Here is a 19,678-nt window from a genome sequence, read left to right on the forward strand (position 1 = left end):
ACCAGCAGTGACCCATGGAACGTAAAGGAAGGACCCAGTGGAGCCGTACCGGATCAAGGTCGTCGAACCGCTTCCCCAGACCACCCGGCAGCAGCGTGCAGAAGCCCTGGAGCGCGTCTCCTACAACCTGTTCGACCTGCGTGCCGACGAGGTCACCATCGACCTGCTGAGCGACTCGGGAACCGGCGCGATCTCGGCCGCGCAGCTGTCCGCGGGCATGAACGGCGACGAGTCCTATGCAGGCTCCCGCTCGTTCTACCGTTTCCACGAGACCGTCAGCGAGCTCACCGGCTACCCGCACATCCTGCCCGTCCACCAGGGACGGGCGGCCGAACGCATCCTCTTCTCCACGCTTCTGACACCGGGCAGCACTGTCCTGTCCAACACCCATTTCGACACCACCCGCGCCAACGTGCAGCTGGCCGGTTGCCAGGCACGCGACCTTCCCTGCCCGGAGGCGAAGGACCTCGACAGCCCGCACCCCTTCAAGGGCGACATCGACCTGAAAGCCCTTGAGCAGGCGCTCTCGGCCGCCGACGCGTCACCCGTGGCCGCGGTGGTGATGACGATCACCAACAACGGCGGTGGCGGGCAGCCGGTGTCCATGGAGAACCTGCGGCGCACCGCCGAGCTGTGCCGCCGCCACGGCGTGCCCATGATCCTCGACGCCGCGCGCTTCGCCGAGAACGCCTGGCTGGTGACCCGTCACGAGCCCGGCTACCAGGACCGCACCCCCCGACAGGTCGCCGAGGAGGCATTCCGTCTGGCCGACGGGTGTGTCATGAGCGCCAAGAAGGACGGCATCGTCCACATAGGCGGCTTCATCGGCCTGACTGATCCCGAGCTCGCCCAGAAGTGCGAACGGCTCCTGATCGCGACGGAGGGCTTCGCCACCTACGGCGGTCTGGCCGGACGCGACCTCGACATGATGGCCCAAGGACTCGTCGAGGTGACCGACCCCCTCTACCTGGCTGAGCGTGCCGACATCGCTGCCAACCTCGCCCAGCGCGTCCGGGCAGCCGGCGTCGACATCCTCGAGCCCCCGGGCATGCACGCCCTCTACCTCAACGCCGGGCGGCTCCTGCCCCACATACCGCCCCACCAGTACCCCGGCCACGCGCTGGCCTGCCAGCTCTACCTGCGAGGGGGCATCCGCTCGGCGGAACTGGGCTCGCTCTACCTCGGCGAGGAGGACGAACACGGCAACCCCGTGAAGTCGGCCCCCTACGAACTCGTACGGCTGGCGCTGCCGCGCAGGGTCTACACCCGCAGCCACTACGACCATGTCGCCCAGACCCTGGCGGACATCGCCAAGGACCCCAGCTCGGTGAACGGCTACCGGATCGTCGAGCAGTCACCGATCCTCCGCCACTTCAGCATCAAGCTGGAACCGGTCAGGCCCAGCAGAACCTGATCCTCCCGGCCGCCCCACCCCAGGTCAGAGGCGTCTGGCCTGGGTCCTTTCGTGCGGTGGAGCGAAGCGGGAGCGCGTCAGCGCAGATCGAGGCGCATCAGGACGCGAGGGTGGCCGGCCAGGACCGAGGTGGTGTCGGCGGCATGGGTGAAGCCGGCGCGTTCGAAGTTCTTGCGGAGGCCGGCGTACGCCATCGTCAGGTCGACCTTGGCGTCGCCGTTGTCGAGGGGGTACGCCTCGACGGCCGGCGCGCCGTGGGCGCGGGCGAACTCGACCGCTCCCGCGATCAGGGCGTGCGAGACGCCCTTCTTCCGGTGGCCGGGGCGTACCCGGATGCACCACAGCGACCAGACCGGCAGGTCGTCGACGTGCGGGATCTTGCGGTTGCGGGCGAAGGAGGTGTCCGAGCGCGGTGCCACGGCGGCCCATCCGGCCGGCTCGTCCCCGTCGTAGGCGAGCACTCCCGGAGGGGGGTCGGCGCGGCACAGCTGCGCGACGTACTCGCCGCGGGCCGGACCGCGGAGCTCGTTGTTGAGTCTGGACGGGAGCCGGTAGCTCAGGCACCAGCAGACGTTCGCCGCGGGCGACTTGGGGCCGAGCACGGCACGGACGTCCTCGAAGACCGCCGCCGGGCGCACCTCGATGCTCATGGCCCCACGATGTCACGGTGGGGCCAGGTGTGGCGGCTCGGTGTGCCGGCCATAGAATCGAACGCATGAACGATCCAGAGTCGCGCCTGGTGCTGCTCCGCTTCCTGGAGCGCGTACAGGAGCGCGACCTGGCACGTACCCGCAGGTGGATCGCCGAAGAGGAACGCCGCCAGGCGGAGGGCCGGCGCGGCGAGGCGATGCGTCCGCCCGCGCCGGAGTGGCTCATCGAACGTGGCTTGTCGGGGCAGAGCGGTGTGTACGTCCACGTCGGCGGATGCTGGAACGCCGGGCGGCGGAGCAAGGGCGTGGCGCGCGACCAGGCGCTGCGCGCCCTCGCCGACGGGGTCAAGCCCTGCCCGCAGTGCCGGCCCGACACGGTCCTCGGCTACCTCGACTAGACGGGCCGGCCGGGCGCCGGGCGGACAGGCGTACGTGGCACGTCCTCAGGGTGAACGGCTAGCATCGCGGGTCAGTTGCCGACCGGGACGAGGTGAGGGCGTGGGGGCACCGAGGATCGCGGTCGCCGTGGTGACCATGGGGAACCGGCCCGCCGAGGTCGACGCGCTGCTGGAGTCCGTGGCCAAGCAGGACGTCCCGCCCGAGCGGATCGTGATCGTCGGCAACGGATGCCCGTTGCCCGAGTTCGCCGAGCGGCTCTCGCTGCCGGGCGAGGTGACTCCGGTCGAGCTCGACGAGAACCTCGGCTGCCCGGGCGGCCGGAACGCCGCGATCGCGCGGCTGCGGGACTTCGGTGACGTGGACGTCGTGGTCGAGCTGGACGACGACGGTCTGCTCGTCGACCCGGACGTGCTGCGCCGCGTCCAGGAGCTGTTCGCCGCCGACGACCGGCTCGGCATCGTCGGCTTCCGCATCGCCGACGAGCACGGTGAGACGCAGCGGCGGCACGTGCCCCGCGTCGGTGCCTCCGACCCGCTCCGCGGCGGGTACGTCACCGGGTTCCTCGGCGGCGGGCACGCGCTGCGCATGGCCATGCTCGACGGGATAGGCGACTGGCCCGCCGAGTTCTTTTTCGCGCACGAGGAGACCGACCTGGCCTGGCGTGCGGCCGATGCCGACTGGCGGATCCTGTACGCGCCCGAACTGCTCCTCCAGCACCCGAAGACCTCGCCCGCCCGGCACGCCATCTACTACCGGGTCAACGCCCGCAACCGGGTCTGGCTGGCCCGCCGCCGGTTGCCCCTGCCGCTCGTGCCCGTCCACCTGGCGGTGTGGGTGCTGCTCACCCTCGTACGGAACCGGTCGGCCGCCGGGCTGCGCGCGTGGTTTGGTGGATTCGTGGAAGGCGTGCGGGACCCGGCGGGGGAGCGGCGGCCCATGCGCTGGCGGACGGTGTGGCGGCTCACGCGGCTGGGCCGGCCGCCGGTCATCTGACGGAGCGGAGAGCGATCTCACTGCGGACGTACATGGGGGGTGAACCCGAGGACGGTACGAGAGTCCCGGTCGGTCACCTCCGCCGACCGGTCCCCTCGCGTCCCGGACCCGGCCGCGACACTCCCCCGAGTTGCGCGTCCGACGCGCGCGTCGCCGAGCCGGCTCCGATGGAGTGATCACATCAGGCCGCACCAACACATCGCTAACATGTGGCCAACGGTTCTCCGGTTCGTCGTCGGCCGATTGGCGTGAAGTCGCCAGGTCGTGACGGGCACGGCCGAACGGCAGTGGCTGTCCGGCGGAGACCACCGGAACACAGTGGCGGGAAACCGCCGTACAGGGGACGGATTCCGTCAGAGACGGCGCTCGGCGGATCCCGCCAGGGAGCGGGCCCGGGTCGCGGCGCGCGGGGAAGGCAGTGGGCGGCGATGGGGGCACCTCCCTGCTCAAGTTACGCCGACAGCACGGAGCGGTGCGCACTGCGGTTCGGGCTGCTGGGGCCGCCCGTCCTGTACGACTGCCCGGACCCGGACGGCTCGCAGGAGCTGACGGGGCATGTGAGGCAGGGTGCGTACGGCGTCCCGCGGGATGCGTACGGCGACTGCGTGGTCCGCACCGTCCGCAGCCCGAAGGTGCGGGCCCTGCTGGCCGCGCTGCTGCTCGACGCCGGCCGGGTCGTCTCCGTCGAGTCGCTCAAGGACGCGCTGTGGGGCGGCGCTCCGCCCGCCTCCGCACACGCCTCGCTGCACAACCACGTGGCCCGGCTGCGGCGGCTGCTCGACGACCCCGAACGGCTGCGGACCATGCCCACCGGGTACCTGCTGCGCGTCGCCGAGGGCGAGCTGGACGTCCATGTCTTCGATACCCATGTCACCGTGGCGCGCGCCGCGCACGCCGGGCATGACTGGGCGCGGGTGGTGCACGAGTGCGCGGCGGCGCTCGCGCTGTGGCGGGGCGCGCCGCTCGCCGGGCTGCCGCCCGAGACCGGCGGATACGCCTTCGGGCAGCGTCTGCGGGAGGCGCGGCTGCTTCTCCTGGAGTGGCGGTACGACGCCGAGCTGGCCCTCGGCGGGGCCCGACTCGGCGGGCTGGTACCGGAGTTGGCGGCGCTGGCCGCCGAGCACCCACTGCGGGAGGCGTTCCACCGCCAGCTCATGCTCGCCCTGCACCGCACCGGCCGTCAGGCCGAGGCCCTGGCCGTCCACCAGGACCTGCGCACGCGCCTCGTCGAGGACCTGGGCATCGAACCGGGCCGGGCAGTGCGGGAGGCCCACATGGAGGTCCTCCGGGGCGTCGCCGACCCGGACACGCGACGGACCGCCCGGCTGAAGGGGCCTGGGCGGGAGGCCCCGCCGCCTGACGGCCCAGCGCACGGCCCCGCACACGACGGCCCCGCGGCTGACGGCCAGGGCGGTGCCCGGTCCCGCGTCCCCGCCCCGCCTGACCCGGCCGCGGGAAAGGCGGGTGACGGCGTCGCTCAGGACGTCCCGGTCCCCCATGCGCAGGTCCCCCATGCGCAGGTCCCAGGCGCCCCGGCCCCACCCGCCTCGACGCCCCACACCCCGGCCCCGCACAACGCGACCCCGCCACCCACCCCCGACCTCTCGGAGATCACCGCCACGGCCACCCGCAAGCCACCCCGCCCAGCCCAACTGCCGCCCCCTCCAGCCCACTTCACCGGCCGCACCGCCGTACAGGACGATCTCCGCCGGGCCCTGGCGCCCGGCCCGCACCCGGCGCCGCCGGCGGTCGCCGTGCTCAGCGGCATGGCCGGCGTGGGCAAGAGCGCGCTGGCGCTGCATGTGGCGCACCAGCTGGCGGAACGTTTCCCGGACGGACAGCTCTACATCAACCTGCACGGCGCCACCCCCGGGATGACCCCCCTCACCCCCGGCCAGGCGCTCACCGCACTGCTGCGCGACCTCGGCACCGAGCCGTGCCGTGTCCCCGAACACCCGGACGCGCAGGCCGCGTTGCTGCGCTCCCTGCTCGCGCCCACGCGCACGCTCCTGGTCCTCGACGACGCCGGGAACGCCGCGCAGGTACGGCCCCTGCTGCCGGCAGGTACCGGCTGCGCGGTGATCGTCACCAGTCGGTCGCCGCTCACCGCCCTCGACGGAGTGGCGCGTTTCCCGCTCGCGCCGCTGTCCGACGAGGAGAGCGCCGCGCTGCTCCGCGCCGTCTCCGGACGTGACGACCGCGACGGCCTCGATGCCGCCCACCCCCTGGTCGAACTCACCGGCCGCCTGCCGCTCGCCCTGCGCGTCGTCGCGGCCCGGCTCGCCGCGCGCCGCGCCCTCACGCCGGACGTCCTCGCCGGTCAACTGGCCGCGACCGAGCGACGGTTGCACCACCTGGAATACGACGACCTGAGCGTGCGCCGCTCCCTGGCCGTCGCGCACGACGCGCTCGCCGCCTCCGACCGCGAGGCCGACCGGGACGCCGCCCTCGTCCTGCGCCGCATCGGCGCACTCGACGTGCCGACGTACGGTGCGCCCCTGCTGGCCCGCCTGGCCGGCACCGACGAGCGCCGGACCGAGGCCGCCCTGGACCGCCTCGTCGACGTGGCCCTGCTGGAGGAGACCGCGTACGGCCGCTACGCCCCGCACGACCTGGTCCGCGACTTCGCCCGCGAACTCGCGGACGCGGACGGCCACACCGCGGACGGCCACACCGCGGACGGCCACAGCGCGCACGCCGCCGAGACCGCGGACGCCGTCGAGACCGCCCTGCGCTGGTACGCCGCCGTAGCCGAACGCACCCTGACCGCGATCGTCGAACCCGGCCTCGACCAGGACGACCGCCGCCGCCCCACCGCCTCCCAGCCGCCCGAGCACACGGCCCACGTCGCCACCGTCCCGCGCTTCGGCACCTCCGAGGAGGCCTTCGCCTGGGGCGACACGGAAGTGGAGAACGTCGTGGCGCTGGTGGAACGGCCCGCCGGGGACACCGACGTCCACGTCTCCGTCCTCGTCCGCCTCCTCTTCCCCTACCTGCACCGCAGCGGCCGCCTCGCCGAGATGGCGGTGCTCGGCCGAGCCGCTCTCCGTGTGGCGCGGCGGCTCGGGGACGCGGCCGCCGAGGCGTACGCGCTGGGCGACCTGGCCGGGCTGCACTTCCTGACCGGCCGCCACACCGACGCCCTCGCCCTCAACGACCAGGCCCTGGCCATCTGGCGGCGGCTGGACCACCTCTCCTGGATCCGCCGCTGCCTCAACAACCGCGGCCTGCTGCTGGAGGGCCTCGGCCGCCACGCCGAGTCCGGTGAGGCGCTGCGGCAGAGCCTGGCGTACTCGCGGCAGCTGAACGACCCCTACGGCGAGGCCGTCACCCACAGCCACCTGGGCAACCTGTACGAGCACACCGACCCGCGGGCCGCCATCGAGCAGCACCGGCGTTCGCTCGCCATCGGGGAGGAGATCGGCGCGGTCATCGTGCAGCACTCCGCGCACTGCAACATCGGCTACGCCCACCTCCGGCTCGGCGAACCGGCCGCCGCCCTGCCGCACTTCGAGGAGAGCCTGCGCATCCTCGGCGGTCACGGCGACTGGCACGGCGAGTCCCAGACCCGGCTCGGCCTGGTCCGTGCGCTGCGCCTGCTGGGCCGTACCGAACACGCCGCACGCGAGTGCGCCGAGCTGCTCGGGCGCGCCGACGCCCGCGCCGACCGTTACGCAGGGGCTCTCGCCCGCCACCAGCACGGGCTCCTGCTGCGGGAACAGGGCCGTGGCCCGGAGGCGTACGAGGCGTGGCGCTCGGCCCTCACCGCGCTGGACGGCACCGACGAGCAGGCGGTGGTGGCGGAACTGCGGGAGCTGCTGTCCGGCTGACGGATGCGGAGGCGGCCGGACCACTGGCGGACGCCGGGGATCCGTCGCCCGGTCGCTCGGTACACGCGCGCCTGCGATGCAGGCGGTGCACGGAAGCGGGGGCCGCCAAGGCGCTCGGTCACCCCGACGCGGTGCACGCGGTACACGGGGCGCACACCGACCCCGGGTCTACGGCGCTCACTTGGCGTCCGCATAGCACTCCACCACCGCCGTCGTGAACGGAAACCGCACCGGCGTCTCCCCGAAGGTAAGCCGTCCGGCCAGGTCCGCCGCCCGGCGGATCGCCGCGACGACCGCCTCCGCCTCCTGCGCGGGGCAGTGCACGATCACCTCGTCGTGCTGGAAGAAGACCAGCTCGGCCGCCATGTCCGCCAGGGACCTCCGCAGCGCCGCGAGCAGCAGCAGGGCCCAGTCGGCGGCACTGCCCTGGACGACGAAGTTGCGGGCGAAGCGGCCACGGGCGCGGGCGTTGGTGGAGGCGTAGCCGGGGACCCACTGCCGGCCGTCGGGCTCGTCCTCCGCCGGCGTGACGGGGATGCCCGCCTCTTCCGTGGCGTCGTCCGTCGTCCGGGCCGCGGGTGGGCAGGTGCGGCCCAGGTAGGTCCGTACGAGCCGGCCCTCCTCCCCCGCGCGGGCCGCATCGTCGACGTACGCCACCGCCTTGGGGAAGCGGCGGCGGAGCGCGGCGAGGTTCTTCAGGCCGTCGCCGGAGGTCTGCCCGTAGACGGCGCCGAGCACGGCGAGTTTGGCCTGGGCGCGGTCGCCGGAGAAGGCGCGGTCGGACACCGACTGGTAGAGGTCGCTCTCCCGGCCGGCCACCTCCATCAGCCCGGGGTCGCGTGAGATCGCCGCCAGGACACGCGGCTCCATCTGGTCGGCGTCGGCGACGACGAGCCGCCAGCCCGGGTCGGCGACCACGGCACGGCGGATCACCTTGGGGATCTGGAGCGCGCCGCCGCCGTTGGTCACCCACCGTCCGGTCACGGTTCCGCCCGCGAGGAACTCGGGCCGGAACCGCCCGTCGCGCACCCAGTCCTGCAGCCAGGACCATCCGTGCGCCACCCAGATCCGGTACAGCTTCTTGTACTCGATGAGGGGTTTCACGGCCGGGTGGTCGACCAACTCGATCTCCCACCGGCGCGTGGACTTCACCTTGATCCCGGCCTGCGCGAACGCCTTGACGACATCCGCCGGCAGATCGGGCCGCACCCGGCGCCCGAACGCGGCGGAGACCTCGTCGGCGAGCTCGGCCAGGCGGCGCGGCTCGCCGCCGCCCGCGTACCGCTCGCCGAGCAGGTCGTGCAGCACCGCGCGGTGCACGTCGGCGCTCCACGGCAGCCCGGCCGCGTTCATCTCGGCGGCCACCAGCATGCCCGCCGACTCGGCGGCCGTCAGCAGGCGCATGCGGTCCGGGTGTTCGGCGCGGTCGTGCCGCCGCTGCTGCTCGGCGTAGACCGCGAGCAGGTCGTCGAGTGGCAGGGGGACGCCCCGCGGCTCGAACAGCGGGGACTGCGAACCGGGTTCGGCGGCCCGCTGCGGCGGATCGGGCGGCACGGGGCCGCCGCGCAGCCGGGCCAGGGCGGCGGCGGCCGAGCGGGGTTCCCCGTGCCGGCCCTCGTGGCCGAGCAGGAGCGTCTCGGCGTCCTCGATGTCGTAGCACCGCTCCACTCGCACCCCCGCGGCGAGCAGACGCGGATAGACCTCGGCGGTGGACCGCCACACCCACCGCGTGACGTCCGGCCGGCTCCGCACGGCCTCGGCGGGATCCGCCTCCCGCCGCACCGGCCCGGCGGGCAGTCCGCCGGGACCGAGGGGGGCGACGTCCACGCCACCGTCCTCGGCCGGAGCGAGCGCCCACCGGTCGGTCATGCTGCGAGTGTGCCAGGGGGGTCTGACAGCGCCCGCGGACCGGCCGACCGCGACCCGCCCCGGGCCGGTCAGCCCTCCTGCTGCTCCGGCTGGTCCTGGTTCTCGATGAACTTCGCCAGCACCTCGGCGACGTACTCCTCGGTCCTGGTCTTGTCGATGCCCAGGCCGCTGAGGAGGCCCGTGCCGTTCTCGTGCTCCAGCAGCGCGAGCAGGAGGTGCTCGGTGCCGATGTGGTGGTGGCCGAGGCGCAGGGCTTCGCGGAAGGTGAGCTCCAGGACCTTCTTGGCGGCCGGGCCGTACGGCACCAGCTCGGGCACCTCCTCGGCGGCGGGCGGCAGCGCGGCGGTCGCCGCCTCGCGCACCGCGTCGAGGGAGGCGTCCTGCGCGACGATCGCCTTCGCGGCGAAGCCGTCGGGGTCGCCCAGCAGTCCGAGGACCAGGTGCTCGGGCACGCCCTCGGTGTTGCGCGCGGCCTTGGCCTCGTTGTGCGCGGTTATCACCGCGTGGCGGGCGCGGGGTGTGTAGCGGCTGAAGCCCTGGCTCGGGTCGAGGCGGACGCCCTCCTTCGCGACGAACCGCTTCTGCGCCGCCTGCCGGGTGACGCCCATGCTCTTGCCGATGTCCGTCCAGGACGCGCCCGAACGCCGGGCCTGGTCCACGAAGTGGCCGATCAGGTGGTCGGCCACCTCGCCCAGGTGCCCCCGGCGATCACCGCGTCCTGGAGCTGTTCGAGGGGCTCGGCGTGGACCTTCTTGATCGCCGCGATGAGGTCGTCGAGCCGCACGGATGACGTGATGGTCGAGTTCGTCGTCATGTGTCAACCGGAGGTTGCGCTCCCGAGGTGTCAACCGATGGTTGACACTTCCCGTCCGTCGCAGGAGGCCACGACCAGACGAGCCACGAGCCCCCGTGAGCACCGTCCCTGGGACGAGATCGAGCCACCGGTCCGCGCGCGTGAGCACGAGGGTCCGCCGCCCGAGAGCAGGCCGCCCGCCGAGCGCGGCGGCACAGTGCCGCGTACGCGCGCGTGGCGGCATGACACCATCGGCCCGTGAGTACGTCCACCACCGTCGACCGCGCCTTCGAAGCCGCCCTGTACGACACCACCGAAACCGCCCTCGACACCGGCGCGTCCCTTCTCGCCTCCGACCCGGCGGCGGACGCCGAACTGGACCGGCGCGGCGAGGAGTTCCTGGCGGCGGCCTGGCGGCGGGGCTGGCAGCCGGCGGACATCGTACGGATCGTGCGCCGGGAACTGGACGAGGTGCACGTGCGCGTGGTGTCCGCGCTGATCCGCGCGCAGGCGGGGCGCGGCGGCCCCGCCCGTCCCCGGGGCCGCCGCTGGCAGGCCCAGCTCGACGAACTGACCACCGAACCGCCGCCGCCCACCGACCGCTTCTCCCGTGCCACCGCCGTACTGGAGCTGTACCGCCTGCTGCTGCGCCTGCCCGCCCTCGAACCCCTCGACGAGCCGGCGGCGGGGCCCCGGCCGGAGTCCCGCACGCTGACCCGTATCCGCGCCCTGCTCGCCAAGGCGGAGGCGACCGGGTTCCCGGAGGAGGCGGAGGCGCTCAGCGCCAAGGCGCAGGAGCTGATGGCCCGGCACAGCGTCGACGAGGCGCTGCTCGCCGCCCAGGCCCCGGCACCGGAGACCCCGGGCGCCTGCCGGATCGGAGTGGAACCGCCGTACGAGCAGGCCAAGGCGGTCCTGCTGGACGCGGTCGCCACCGCCAACCACTGCCGCGCGGTGTGGAACGAACCCCTCGGCTTCTCCACGGTCGTCGGCTTCGCGCCCGACCTGGAGGTGGTCGAACTCCTCTACACCTCGCTGCTCGTGCAGGCCACGACGGCGATGACGAAGGCGGAGGCGGCCCAGCGCGCCGGGGGCCGCAAGCGCACCAAGGCCTTCCGGCAGTCCTTCCTCGCGGCCTACGCCCACCGCATCGGCACCCGCCTCCAGGCCGCCGCCGAGACCCAGGTGAGCGACGAACTGCTCCCGGTCCTCGCCTCCCGCGAGGTCGCCGTCACCGACCGCCTGGACCGCATGTTCCCGCAGACCACCTCGACCCGGCTGCGCGGCGTGCGCGACGCGGCGGGCTGGACGCAGGGCGCGGCTGCGGCGGACCGCGCCCAGGTCAGGGCACGCCCGCCGCTGGACTGACGGCGCTCGACCGGCGCGTCGTCAGTCGCCCGCGGTCTGGAAGGCGCTCACCGAGGCGTCCGGCTCGCCCGCGCCGCCCTTGAGCGCGACACCGCCGTACGACCACCCGAACTCGTGGGTGCCGTCGGTGCCGGGCAGGGCCAGCCTCACCGTCTTCACGGCCAGGCTCTTGCCGTCGCCCGCCCCGCCCCGGACGTAGGTGATCGTGAAGGCGGTGACCGCGTTCTCGGCGAGAGTCAGCCGGGGCGCCTCGGCGGCCGGGTCGGAGGGCACGGTGGCCGACGAGGTACCGGCGACGAGTTCGGCCGCGGGGAAGCCCTTCAGGGTGCACCGGTCGCCGCGGTTGGTGAGGGTGACGGTGACGGTGCCGGTGTCCCCGGCGGCGGGGGCGGCGGCAGCAGCGACCCGCACCCCCATCTCGTCGATCGAACAGGCCGAATCGGCCGCCTTGTCCGTGCCCTTGCTCTCGCTGCCGCCGCCGTCGGCGCAGGCGGTGAGCATGAGCGTCGCGGCGAGGCAGGCGGCGACGGAGGCGGTGACGGCGATGGGAAGGGAGCGCATGCGGATCATCATCACGCACGAGGGCGCGGACTACGACCCGAGGTGCGCCGTCGGCAGGCCGGACGGCAGCGTGCCGCCCTCGGCCCTGGTGTACGTCTCAGTGCCGAGCGGGCCCTCCCAAGTCACCTTCAGGGAGGTCCCGTTCACGGAGTCGACCATGCCGGTCGTCCGCTCCTTGCCGCCGTCCGTGCAGGTCAGGCGGATCCTCCGCATCCCGCCTTCCGCACGGACGGTCCCGCCGCACATCGTGCCGCCGGTCGCGAAGAGCCCCGCCTTCTCCCCCGTGACGACGAGCGCCACGGCCTTGCCCTTGCTGGTGGTGAGCCAGTTGCCCTCCAGCGCGCCGGAGTGAGCGCCGGACGTGCCGGACCGGCCCGGCCCGCCGCCGGTGTCCGCACCGGCGGTGGCGGACGCACCGGGAGCAGCCGACTGGCGACCGGAACCGCCGTCACCACTGCACGCCCCCAGCGCGAACACACCCACCACGGCGACCGCGGCGGCACACCAGGCACGCGAGGGACCAAAGGGACCCGAGCTCAACACCGAAGTCACTGCAGCCCCCAAGCTGTAACCGGCCGACCGGCCCGACAGACCGAAAGGACCGCAGCAAGCTACCAGGGCTGCCTGAGCGACCCACTGGCACCGCGGCCCGACCCCTCTGGCACTCCCACTGCCTGCCGGCAGGCGGGCTCACGGGCCGCAACAGCGCACCCACCGGGCTCGCGGTCCGCCGGAGGGCGAGCGGCCCCCTGTCCCGGCAGGCCGGGGCAACCCCCGCCTACCAGGACGACTTGCGCACCCCCGGCAGATATCCCGCGTGCGCCTGCTTCCGCAGGCTCACGCGGGACAGGCCGAACGCCCGGAAGTACCCGCGCGGCCGGCCGTCCACCTGGTCCCGGTTGCGTACGCGTGTGGCGCTCGCGTCGCGGGGCTGCCTGCGGAGCTCCGCCTGCGCGGCGAGCCGTTCGGCGTCCGTCGAGGACGGCCGGCGGATGATCTCCTTCAGCTCGGCCCGGCGCGCGGCGTACCGGGCGACGATCTCCTGCCGCTTCTCGTTCTTCGCGATCTTGCTCTTCTTCGCCATCAGACCTTCACCCCCCGGGCGCGGATCCGGGCCACGGCCGCCTCGACGCCGATCACGTCGACGGTCTTGATCCCCTTCGCGCTCAGCTTCAGCCGCACGTACCGGCCTTCGCTCGGCAGCCAGTACCGCTTGGTCTGGATGTTGGGGTCGAAGCGGCGGGAGGTCCGCCGGTGGGAGTGGGAGATCGTGTTGCCGAAGCCGGGCTGGGCGCCGGTCAGCATGCAGTGCGCGGACACGGGGTGATGCACCTCTCTCGATCAGTTGTGTAAATGGAATTCATTTTCAGTAGCATAGCGGCATGGCACGCAACGAACTCCGCCCGGTCATCAAACTCCGGTCCACCGCCGGAACCGGCTACACGTACGTCACCCGCAAGAACCGCCGCAACGACCCGGACCGCATGACCCTGCGCAAGTACGACCCGGTCGTCGGCCGCCACGTCGACTTCCGAGAGGAGCGCTGACCGCCGTGCGCAAGGGAATCCACCCGGACTACGGCCCCGTCGTCTTCCGCGACCGCGCCGCGAACTACGCCTTCCTCACCCGCTCCACCATGACGAGCGACAAGACGATCGAGTGGGAGGACGGCAACACCTACCCGGTCGTCGACGTGGAGATCTCCGACGTCAGCCACCCCTTCTACACCGGCACGGCCCGGGTCCTGGACACCGCGGGCCGCGTGGAGCGCTTCGAGCGCCGCTACGGGAAGCGGAGCTAGCGCCGTGGCCGAGTTCTCCGGTCTCTCCGTCGTGATCGTCGGCGGTCTGCACGCCGACGCCCGCAGGGCGGCCGTCGCACGGCTGCTCACCGAGGTGCCCGGCAGCGTCGTCCTCCACCACGACCTGGCGACGGCCGCCGCGGGCACGGTCGTACGGACGATCCGGGACGCCACCGGCGTCGTCGACGCCGGCGAGGCGCCCCTCGTCAACGACTGCGCCTGCTGCGCGCTGCGCGAGGACCTGGTGCCGGAACTCGTCCGGATCCGGGACGGGGGCGGCACCCGGCTCGCGATCGTCGAACTGTGGGACTCGGTCGAGCCCAAGGCCATGGCCGAGGTCGTCACCTCCGGCGGCCTCACCGTCACCGGCGTGATCACCGCCGTCGACCCGGCGCTCGTCCTGCCCTGCCTCGGCAACGGCGACGACCTCGCCGAGGGCGGCCTCGCCGCGGCCGCAACCGACCAGCGCACGGTCGCCGACACCTTCGCGCGCCAGCTGGAGTACGCCCCCGTCCTCGCCGTCGCCGACTCCGAGGAGGCCGACGACGAGGACCGCGAGCTGCTCAGGCAACTGCACCCGACGGCCCGCCAGGTCCCGATCGGCCACGGTGACCCGGCGGGCGCACCGTCCCCCCTGGTGCGGGCGGCGTTCGCCGGCTTCGACACGGAGGCCGCGGATGCCGCACAGCACCCGGCCTGCGCGCTGCTGCCCGCGGAGGCCGACGCGCACGGCGTCTCCACCCTCGTGTGGCACCGCCGACGCCCCTTCCACCCGGAACGGCTCTACGCCGCCCTGGAGGACCTGACCTGCGCCGCGGCCCGCAGCCGTGGCCGGTTCTGGCTCGCCGACAAGCCCGACACGCTGTTCCACTGGGACGCGGCCGGCGGCGCCCTGTGCGTGGAGAGCGCGGGGCCGTGGCTCGCCTCCCTGCCGGACGCGGCCTGGGAGATGGTCCCGCCGGTGCGCCGCGCCGCCGCCGCGCTGGACTGGCACCCCGAGCACGGCGACCGCTGCCAGCACCTCGTCTTCACGTCCCCCGGCCTCGACCGCGACGGACTCGAACAGCTCCTGGAGTCCTGCCTGCTGACCGACGCCGAGTACGCCGCCGGGCGCGACGCCTGGCAGCGGATGCCGCACGCCTTCGACACCCTCCTGGAGGTCTGAACACCCATGCCCCGCAAGTCCGAGCGCAAGCCCGCCAAGAGCCGTCCCAATCCGCTGGACCAGGCAGGCATCACGTACATCGACTACAAGGACACCGACCTGCTGCGGAAGTTCATCTCCGACCGCGGCAAGATCCGCAGCCGCCGCGTCACCCGCGTGACGTCCCAGCAGCAGCGGCAGCTGGCCAAGGCGATCAAGAACGCCCGCGAGATGGCCCTGCTGCCGTACTCCAGCCGCTGACCCCTGCGGACGGGGACGAGTGGGGGTGCTGTGTGTGTCCGCCCGCGGCGGCTGTTGGACACACACGGCGCCCCCGAGACGCCGGCGGAAACACACGGCACCCCCGAGACACCCCCCAACACTCCACGCGAAAACCCGGAACGACTTCACCGGCCCGACCGTCCAACAGGCAGAGGGTTTGGCACGGCGGTCGCCAGAGCTGTAACCGCAGGACCACCCCGCGTGCACGTGCATCTGCTCATGCATCCGCACTTGAACACAGCTATGATCCCGGTCAGTTGACCACTGCATCAATGGCCACATCAGCCAGTGCACCACCGGGGAGCGACCTGTGGACCACGACGTGTACTACAACGGCATGGCGGCCACGAAGCTGCACGGCGTCGCCTGGCAGAAGAGCCGGCACAGCAACTCCCAGGGCTCCTGCGTGGAGTTCGCCCGTCTGCCCGGCGGAGAGGTGGCCGTGCGCAACTCCCGCTTCCCCGACGGGCCCGCGCTGGTCTACACGCGCGCGGAGATCGAGGCGATGCTGCTGGGCATCAAGGACGGTGAGTTCGACCACCTCATCGCGGGCTGATGTCCGCCGACGCCAACCGGCGCACATCACCGCAAGTGAGCGCGCGTGACATGCTGTGACGCGCGTAGAACCAGGGCGGCAAGAAGCGCCGCGCCGGTTCAGTCGGCGCTGCGCGGCAGCCGGAACAGCGCCCAGACCACCTTGCCGCTGAGCGCGCCCACCAGCGGATGCCAGCCCCAGCTGTCGCTGAACGAGTCGACGAGGAACAGTCCCCGTCCCGACTCGGCCGAGAAGTCGTCGGAGTCCCGGGCGACGGGGCTGTCGTGGCTGGGATCGCGCACCGCGCACACCAGCCGCTCCGTCCAGCGCATCAAGTGCAGCCGCACCGGGGGGTCCTGCTCCGCCGCACACGGCGTACCGGCCGGCAGTGCATGGCGCAGGGCGTTGGTGACGAGCTCGGAGACCACCAGGCACACGTCGTCGAAGCGGTCGCCCAGCTCCCACTGGTCGAGCGTTCGGCGGGTGAACTGCCGTGCCTCGCGCACCGCTTCGTAGCGGGCGGGCAGAGCGCAGGAGGCGGCGTCGGACACGGCCGCGAGATCCAGCGGCGGAAGGCCCTGCCGTAAAGGCTCGAGCATGGTCGATCCATTCGTCCCCATGCGAGGCACTCCCGGGAGTTCGCGGCCGAAGCGATGCGGTGGTGCGGGACCATGGTTTCGGATGCGAACAGCAGATGCAAGGGCAGCTGCACGTGCAGGTGACCGAAATGGACCTGCCCGTACCGCTTCTTGGCCAATTTTTCCGTCATCTTCGGTGCGCTGTTCTCGCAGGACTCCCGCCGCCCTCTCGCCCTCCCCCCGTTTCTTCACTGCCCTTTCACCGCACCCTCCCGCGAGGACCGGCTGTCTCGATTCCGTTTCCGTAACCGGACGAGTACTGCTCGAAGTGTTTTAGTGGCAGACTTCGGCCCCTGAAGACGTTGGGGAGGCTGGCGAACGTGAGCGCGGGAGAGCCGGGATCGGTGGTGCGGCGCATGCTGCTCGGATCACAACTCAGGCGACTGCGTGAGGCGCGGGGCATCACGCGCGAGGCCGCGGGTTACTCGATCCGGGCCTCCGAGTCGAAGATCAGCCGGATGGAGTTGGGCCGGGTGAGCTTCAAGACGAGGGACGTCGAGGACCTGCTGACGCTGTACGGCATCACGGACGAGCAGGAGCGCGCCTCCCTGCTGTCCCTCGCCAAGGAGGCCAACGTCGCGGGCTGGTGGCACAGTTACTCCGACGTGCTGCCCAGCTGGTTCCCGACGTACGTGGGTCTGGAGGGCGCGGCCTCGCTGATCCGGGCGTACGAGGTGCAGTTCGTGCACGGGCTGTTGCAGACCGAGGAGTACGCCCGGGCGGTCGTCAGACGCGGCATGAAGGGCGCGAGCGAGGCCGACGTCGAAAAGCGCGTGGCGCTGCGGCTGGAGCGGCAGAAGTACCTCGTCTCCGAGAACGCCCCGGAGTTCCACGTCATCCTCGACGAGGCCGCCCTGCGCCGCCCCTACGGCGACCGCGACGTGATGCGCGGCCAGCTCCAGCACCTCATCGAGATCTCGGAACGGCCCAACGTGCGGTTGCAGGTCATGCCGTTCAGCTTCGGCGGGCACTCCGGCGAGTCCGGCGCGTTCACCATCCTCAGCTTCCCCGAGTCCGACCTGTCGGACGTCGTGTACCTGGAGCAGCTCACCAGCGCGCTCTACCTCGACAAGCCCGAGGACGTCGCCCAGTACGAGAAGGCGCTCAAGGAGCTCCAGCAGGACAGCCCCGGCCCCTCGGAGAGCCGCGATCTTCTCCGGGGACTCCTTCAACTCTCTTGAAACGCAAGTACGATGACATGTGATCAGACCGTGAAGTTGATCAGTGCTCTGCTGCGGCAGCAACGGATTGAGGGATCACATGTCGTCGTACTTCACCGACCTGGCTCAGCAGTACATCGACGGTGAGTGGCGCCCGGGCAGCGGCTCCTGGGACATCATCGACTTCAACCCGTACGACGACGAGAAGCTGGCGTCGATCACCATCGCCACGGTCGACGAGATCGACCAGGCGTACCGGGCCGCGCAGCGGGCCCAGAAGCAGTGGGCGGCCACCAATCCGTACGCCCGCCGCGCGGTCTTCGAGAAGGCGCTGCGGCTCATCGAGGAGCGCGAGGCGGAGATCAGCGAGGCGATCATCGCCGAGCTCGGCGGGACCCGGCTGAAGGCCGCCTTCGAGCTGCACCTCGCCAAGGAGTTCCTGCGCGAGGCGGTCCACCTGGCGCTGGCGCCCGAGGGCCGGATCATCCCCTCCCCGGCGGACGGCAAGGAGAACCGCGTCTACCGGGTGCCGGTGGGCGTCGTCGGCGTCATCAGCCCCTTCAACTTCCCCTTCCTGCTGTCGATCAAGTCGGTCGCCCCGGCTCTGGCGCTCGGCAACGCCGTCGTCCTCAAGCCGCACCAGAACACGCCGATCGTGGGCGGCTCCCTGGTCGCGAAGATCTTCGAGGACGCGGGGCTGCCCGGCGGCCTGTTGAACGTCGTCATCACCGACATAGCCGAGATAGGCGACGCCTTCATCGAACACCCGGTCCCGAAGGTCATCTCCTTCACCGGCTCCGACCAGGTCGGCCGGCACGTCGCCACGGTCTGCGCCGCCCTGTTCAAGCGCTCGGTCCTGGAGCTGGGCGGCAACAGCGCGCTGGTGGTCCTCGACGACGCCGACATCGACTACGCGGTCGACGCGGCCGTCTTCAGCCGGTACGTCCACCAGGGCCAGGTCTGCATGGCCGCCAACCGCGTCCTCGTGGACCGCTCGATCGCGGCGGAGTTCACCGAGAAGTTCGTCGCCAAGGTGAGGACCCTCAAGGCCGGCGACCCGAGCGACCCGGAGACCGTCATCGGCCCGGTCATCAACGCCTCGCAGGCGGACGCCGTCTCCGCCGTCGTCGAGCAGGCGCTCGCCGAGGGCGCCACCGCCCTGGTGCGCGGCGGCAGGACCGACAACCTCGTCGAACCGTCCGTCCTGACGGACCTGCCCGCCGACTCGGCCCTGCTGCGGCAGGAGGTCTTCGGCCCGGTCGCCTTCCTCATCCCGTTCGACGGCGAGGAGGAGGCCGTACGCATCGTCAACGACACCCCGTACGGCCTGAGCGGCGCCGTCCACACCGGGAACATCGAGCGGGGCGTCGCGTTCGCCAAGCGGATCGACACCGGCATGTTCCACGTGAACGACGGCACCGTGCACGACGAGCCGATCGTCCCCTTCGGCGGCGAGAAGCACTCGGGTCTCGGCCGGCTGAACGGCGACACGATGCTGGACTCCTTCACCTCGGTGAAGTGGATCTCGGTGCAGCACGGCCGGAGCGGCTTCCCCTTCTAGAGCCTTTGGCAGGACCTTTCGGCTCAGACCCTTCAGGCCCTTGCGGACAGAACCTGACCGCAAGGGCCCGTAGCTTCGTCGGTGTCAGGCAGAAGCCCGACCAGACGAAAGGCGGCCGGTCATGGTGACGCACGTGGGACCCGAGGCACCCGGCGACGAGCGCGGAGCGCTCCTGTCCTTCATCGCGGAGCAGCGCGGCGGCATCCGGAGGGCGCTGCTGGGGCTGACGGACGAGCAGGCGTCGTCCCGCCCCAGTGCCAGCGAGCTGTCCCTGGCCGGGCTGCTCAAGCACGTCGCCGAGGTCGAGCAGGGCTGGATCGCCCGCGCCAAGGGCGAGCCGCCGGCCGTCCACCGGGACGAGTCGAACTGGCACGAGTGCTTCCAGCTGATCGGCGAGGAGACCGTGGAGTCGTGCCTCGCGTCCTACGAGAAGGTGGCCGCCGAGACGGAGGCCTTCATCCGCGCGGTGCCCAGCCTCGACGACACCTTCGAGCTGCCGAGGACGTCCTGGAACCCGAAGGACGAGCGGCTCTCGATGCGCTGGCTGTGCCTGCACCTGATCCGGGAGACGGCCCGGCACGCGGGCCACGCCGACATCATCCGCGAGTCGCTGGACGGCGCGACCGCCTTCGAACTGGTGGCGAAGGAGCAGGGCCGCTCCTGGGGCTGACCCCGTGGGT

Annotated in this window: 20 protein-coding genes and 1 pseudogene; 13 read left to right on the forward strand and 8 right to left on the reverse strand. The window is 72.3% G+C overall.

What is annotated here, in order from left to right:
• The first annotated feature begins 37 nt into the window (after positions 1–37).
• Positions 38–1,414: a tryptophanase gene (locus ACFPZJ_RS10935; protein WP_381019964.1), complete on the forward strand. Its 1,377-nt coding sequence runs from the start codon at positions 38–40 to the stop codon at positions 1,412–1,414.
• A 77-nt stretch (positions 1,415–1,491) separates the two neighbouring features.
• Here the strand turns inward: ACFPZJ_RS10935 and ACFPZJ_RS10940 are convergent, their stop codons facing one another.
• Complete coding sequence (locus ACFPZJ_RS10940; RefSeq protein ID WP_381019966.1) at positions 1,492–2,064, reverse strand: GNAT family N-acetyltransferase; 573 nt, start codon at positions 2,062–2,064, stop codon at positions 1,492–1,494.
• Between the two features lie 65 nt (positions 2,065–2,129).
• Here ACFPZJ_RS10940 and ACFPZJ_RS10945 point away from each other — a divergent pair, with 65 nt between their 5' ends.
• The 3 genes from ACFPZJ_RS10945 to ACFPZJ_RS10955 all read left to right on the forward strand — a co-directional run bounded on the left by ACFPZJ_RS10945 (position 2,130) and on the right by ACFPZJ_RS10955 (position 7,286).
• Positions 2,130–2,462 carry a DUF6233 domain-containing protein gene (locus tag ACFPZJ_RS10945; RefSeq protein ID WP_381019967.1) on the forward strand — a complete coding sequence of 111 codons (333 nt, stop codon included), beginning with the start codon at positions 2,130–2,132 and terminating at the stop codon, positions 2,460–2,462.
• A 100-nt stretch (positions 2,463–2,562) separates the two neighbouring features.
• Positions 2,563–3,456: a glycosyltransferase family 2 protein gene (locus tag ACFPZJ_RS10950; protein ID WP_381019969.1), complete on the forward strand. Its 894-nt coding sequence runs from the start codon at positions 2,563–2,565 to the stop codon at positions 3,454–3,456.
• 428 nt (positions 3,457–3,884) lie between these two features.
• Positions 3,885–7,286, forward strand: coding sequence for an AfsR/SARP family transcriptional regulator (locus tag ACFPZJ_RS10955; RefSeq protein ID WP_381019970.1), 3,402 nt, complete (start codon positions 3,885–3,887; stop codon positions 7,284–7,286).
• Positions 7,287–7,463: 177 nt separating this feature from the next.
• Here the strand turns inward: ACFPZJ_RS10955 and ACFPZJ_RS10960 are convergent, their stop codons facing one another.
• Positions 7,464–9,155: a bifunctional 3'-5' exonuclease/DNA polymerase gene (locus ACFPZJ_RS10960; protein WP_381019972.1), complete on the reverse strand. Its 1,692-nt coding sequence runs from the start codon at positions 9,153–9,155 to the stop codon at positions 7,464–7,466.
• Between the two features lie 68 nt (positions 9,156–9,223).
• Positions 9,224–9,969, reverse strand: a pseudogene (locus tag ACFPZJ_RS10965) (Clp protease N-terminal domain-containing protein).
• Positions 9,970–10,206: 237 nt separating this feature from the next.
• On the opposite strand from ACFPZJ_RS10965, the gene ACFPZJ_RS10970 reads away from it, so the two are divergent.
• A complete protein-coding gene (locus ACFPZJ_RS10970; protein WP_381019974.1) occupies positions 10,207–11,316 on the forward strand; it encodes a DUF2786 domain-containing protein in 1,110 nt (369 codons plus the stop codon).
• A 21-nt stretch (positions 11,317–11,337) separates the two neighbouring features.
• Here ACFPZJ_RS10970 and ACFPZJ_RS10975 read toward each other — a convergent pair whose 3' ends face one another.
• The 4 genes from ACFPZJ_RS10975 to rpmB form a co-directional block, all read right to left on the reverse strand.
• Positions 11,338–11,877, reverse strand: a complete 540-nt coding sequence (locus ACFPZJ_RS10975; protein ID WP_381019976.1) for a DUF4232 domain-containing protein — start codon at positions 11,875–11,877, stop codon at positions 11,338–11,340.
• 30 nt (positions 11,878–11,907) lie between these two features.
• Positions 11,908–12,360 (reverse strand): hypothetical protein, encoded by a 453-nt coding sequence (locus ACFPZJ_RS10980; RefSeq protein ID WP_381019978.1) that lies wholly within the window; start codon positions 12,358–12,360, stop codon positions 11,908–11,910.
• 295 nt (positions 12,361–12,655) lie between these two features.
• Entirely contained in the window at positions 12,656–12,961 is a 306-nt protein-coding gene (rpsN, locus tag ACFPZJ_RS10985; protein WP_381019980.1) for a 30S ribosomal protein S14, read from the reverse strand.
• Positions 12,961–13,197: a 50S ribosomal protein L28 gene (rpmB, locus tag ACFPZJ_RS10990; RefSeq protein WP_381019981.1), complete on the reverse strand. Its 237-nt coding sequence runs from the start codon at positions 13,195–13,197 to the stop codon at positions 12,961–12,963. Before rpmB ends, rpsN begins: the two co-directional genes overlap by 1 nt.
• A gap of 62 nt (positions 13,198–13,259) precedes the next feature.
• On the opposite strand from rpmB, the gene rpmG reads away from it, so the two are divergent.
• From rpmG to ACFPZJ_RS11015, 5 genes are all read left to right on the forward strand, one after another.
• The gene (gene rpmG / locus ACFPZJ_RS10995; protein ID WP_003999141.1) at positions 13,260–13,424 is read left to right on the forward strand and encodes a 50S ribosomal protein L33; all 165 of its coding nucleotides are present in this window, start codon (positions 13,260–13,262) and stop codon (positions 13,422–13,424) included.
• 5 nt (positions 13,425–13,429) lie between these two features.
• Positions 13,430–13,678: a type B 50S ribosomal protein L31 gene (locus tag ACFPZJ_RS11000; RefSeq protein ID WP_381019983.1), complete on the forward strand. Its 249-nt coding sequence runs from the start codon at positions 13,430–13,432 to the stop codon at positions 13,676–13,678.
• 4 nt (positions 13,679–13,682) lie between these two features.
• The gene (locus ACFPZJ_RS11005) at positions 13,683–14,843 is read left to right on the forward strand and encodes a CobW family GTP-binding protein (protein ID WP_381019984.1); all 1,161 of its coding nucleotides are present in this window, start codon (positions 13,683–13,685) and stop codon (positions 14,841–14,843) included.
• Between the two features lie 6 nt (positions 14,844–14,849).
• Complete coding sequence (gene rpsR, locus ACFPZJ_RS11010) at positions 14,850–15,083, forward strand: 30S ribosomal protein S18 (protein ID WP_381019986.1); 234 nt, start codon at positions 14,850–14,852, stop codon at positions 15,081–15,083.
• Between the two features lie 331 nt (positions 15,084–15,414).
• Positions 15,415–15,660: a DUF397 domain-containing protein gene (locus ACFPZJ_RS11015; protein ID WP_381019988.1), complete on the forward strand. Its 246-nt coding sequence runs from the start codon at positions 15,415–15,417 to the stop codon at positions 15,658–15,660.
• Positions 15,661–15,758: 98 nt separating this feature from the next.
• Here the strand turns inward: ACFPZJ_RS11015 and ACFPZJ_RS11020 are convergent, their stop codons facing one another.
• The gene (locus ACFPZJ_RS11020; protein WP_381019990.1) at positions 15,759–16,259 is read right to left on the reverse strand and encodes an ATP-binding protein; all 501 of its coding nucleotides are present in this window, start codon (positions 16,257–16,259) and stop codon (positions 15,759–15,761) included.
• A gap of 374 nt (positions 16,260–16,633) precedes the next feature.
• Here ACFPZJ_RS11020 and ACFPZJ_RS11025 point away from each other — a divergent pair, with 374 nt between their 5' ends.
• The 3 genes from ACFPZJ_RS11025 to ACFPZJ_RS11035 all read left to right on the forward strand — a co-directional run bounded on the left by ACFPZJ_RS11025 (position 16,634) and on the right by ACFPZJ_RS11035 (position 19,668).
• Positions 16,634–17,458, forward strand: coding sequence for a helix-turn-helix domain-containing protein (locus ACFPZJ_RS11025; RefSeq protein ID WP_381020180.1), 825 nt, complete (start codon positions 16,634–16,636; stop codon positions 17,456–17,458).
• 79 nt (positions 17,459–17,537) lie between these two features.
• Complete coding sequence (locus ACFPZJ_RS11030) at positions 17,538–18,998, forward strand: aldehyde dehydrogenase family protein (protein WP_381019991.1); 1,461 nt, start codon at positions 17,538–17,540, stop codon at positions 18,996–18,998.
• A gap of 121 nt (positions 18,999–19,119) precedes the next feature.
• Complete coding sequence (locus ACFPZJ_RS11035) at positions 19,120–19,668, forward strand: DinB family protein (protein WP_381019993.1); 549 nt, start codon at positions 19,120–19,122, stop codon at positions 19,666–19,668.
• The last annotated feature ends 10 nt before the right edge of the window (positions 19,669–19,678 follow it).

The organism is Streptomyces bullii, assembly GCF_042657145.1.
GTDB lineage: Bacteria > Actinomycetota > Actinomycetes > Streptomycetales > Streptomycetaceae > Streptomyces > Streptomyces bullii.

Coding starts and splice junctions, on each gene's coding strand:
- ACFPZJ_RS10940 (WP_381019966.1), bottom strand. CDS start 2,064: ATGAGCATCGAGGTGCGCCCGGCGGCGGTCTTCGAGGACGTCCGTGCC.
- ACFPZJ_RS10945 (WP_381019967.1), top strand. CDS start 2,130: ATGAACGATCCAGAGTCGCGCCTGGTGCTGCTCCGCTTCCTGGAGCGC.
- ACFPZJ_RS10955 (WP_381019970.1), top strand. CDS start 3,885: ATGGGGGCACCTCCCTGCTCAAGTTACGCCGACAGCACGGAGCGGTGC.
- ACFPZJ_RS10960 (WP_381019972.1), bottom strand. CDS start 9,155: ATGACCGACCGGTGGGCGCTCGCTCCGGCCGAGGACGGTGGCGTGGAC.
- ACFPZJ_RS10975 (WP_381019976.1), bottom strand. CDS start 11,877: ATGCGCTCCCTTCCCATCGCCGTCACCGCCTCCGTCGCCGCCTGCCTC.
- rpsN (WP_381019980.1), bottom strand. CDS start 12,961: ATGGCGAAGAAGAGCAAGATCGCGAAGAACGAGAAGCGGCAGGAGATC.
- rpmG (WP_003999141.1), top strand. CDS start 13,260: ATGGCACGCAACGAACTCCGCCCGGTCATCAAACTCCGGTCCACCGCC.
- rpsR (WP_381019986.1), top strand. CDS start 14,850: ATGCCCCGCAAGTCCGAGCGCAAGCCCGCCAAGAGCCGTCCCAATCCG.
- ACFPZJ_RS11020 (WP_381019990.1), bottom strand. CDS start 16,259: ATGGGGACGAATGGATCGACCATGCTCGAGCCTTTACGGCAGGGCCTT.
- ACFPZJ_RS11025 (WP_381020180.1), top strand. CDS start 16,634: ATGCTGCTCGGATCACAACTCAGGCGACTGCGTGAGGCGCGGGGCATC.
- ACFPZJ_RS11030 (WP_381019991.1), top strand. CDS start 17,538: ATGTCGTCGTACTTCACCGACCTGGCTCAGCAGTACATCGACGGTGAG.
- ACFPZJ_RS11035 (WP_381019993.1), top strand. CDS start 19,120: ATGGTGACGCACGTGGGACCCGAGGCACCCGGCGACGAGCGCGGAGCG.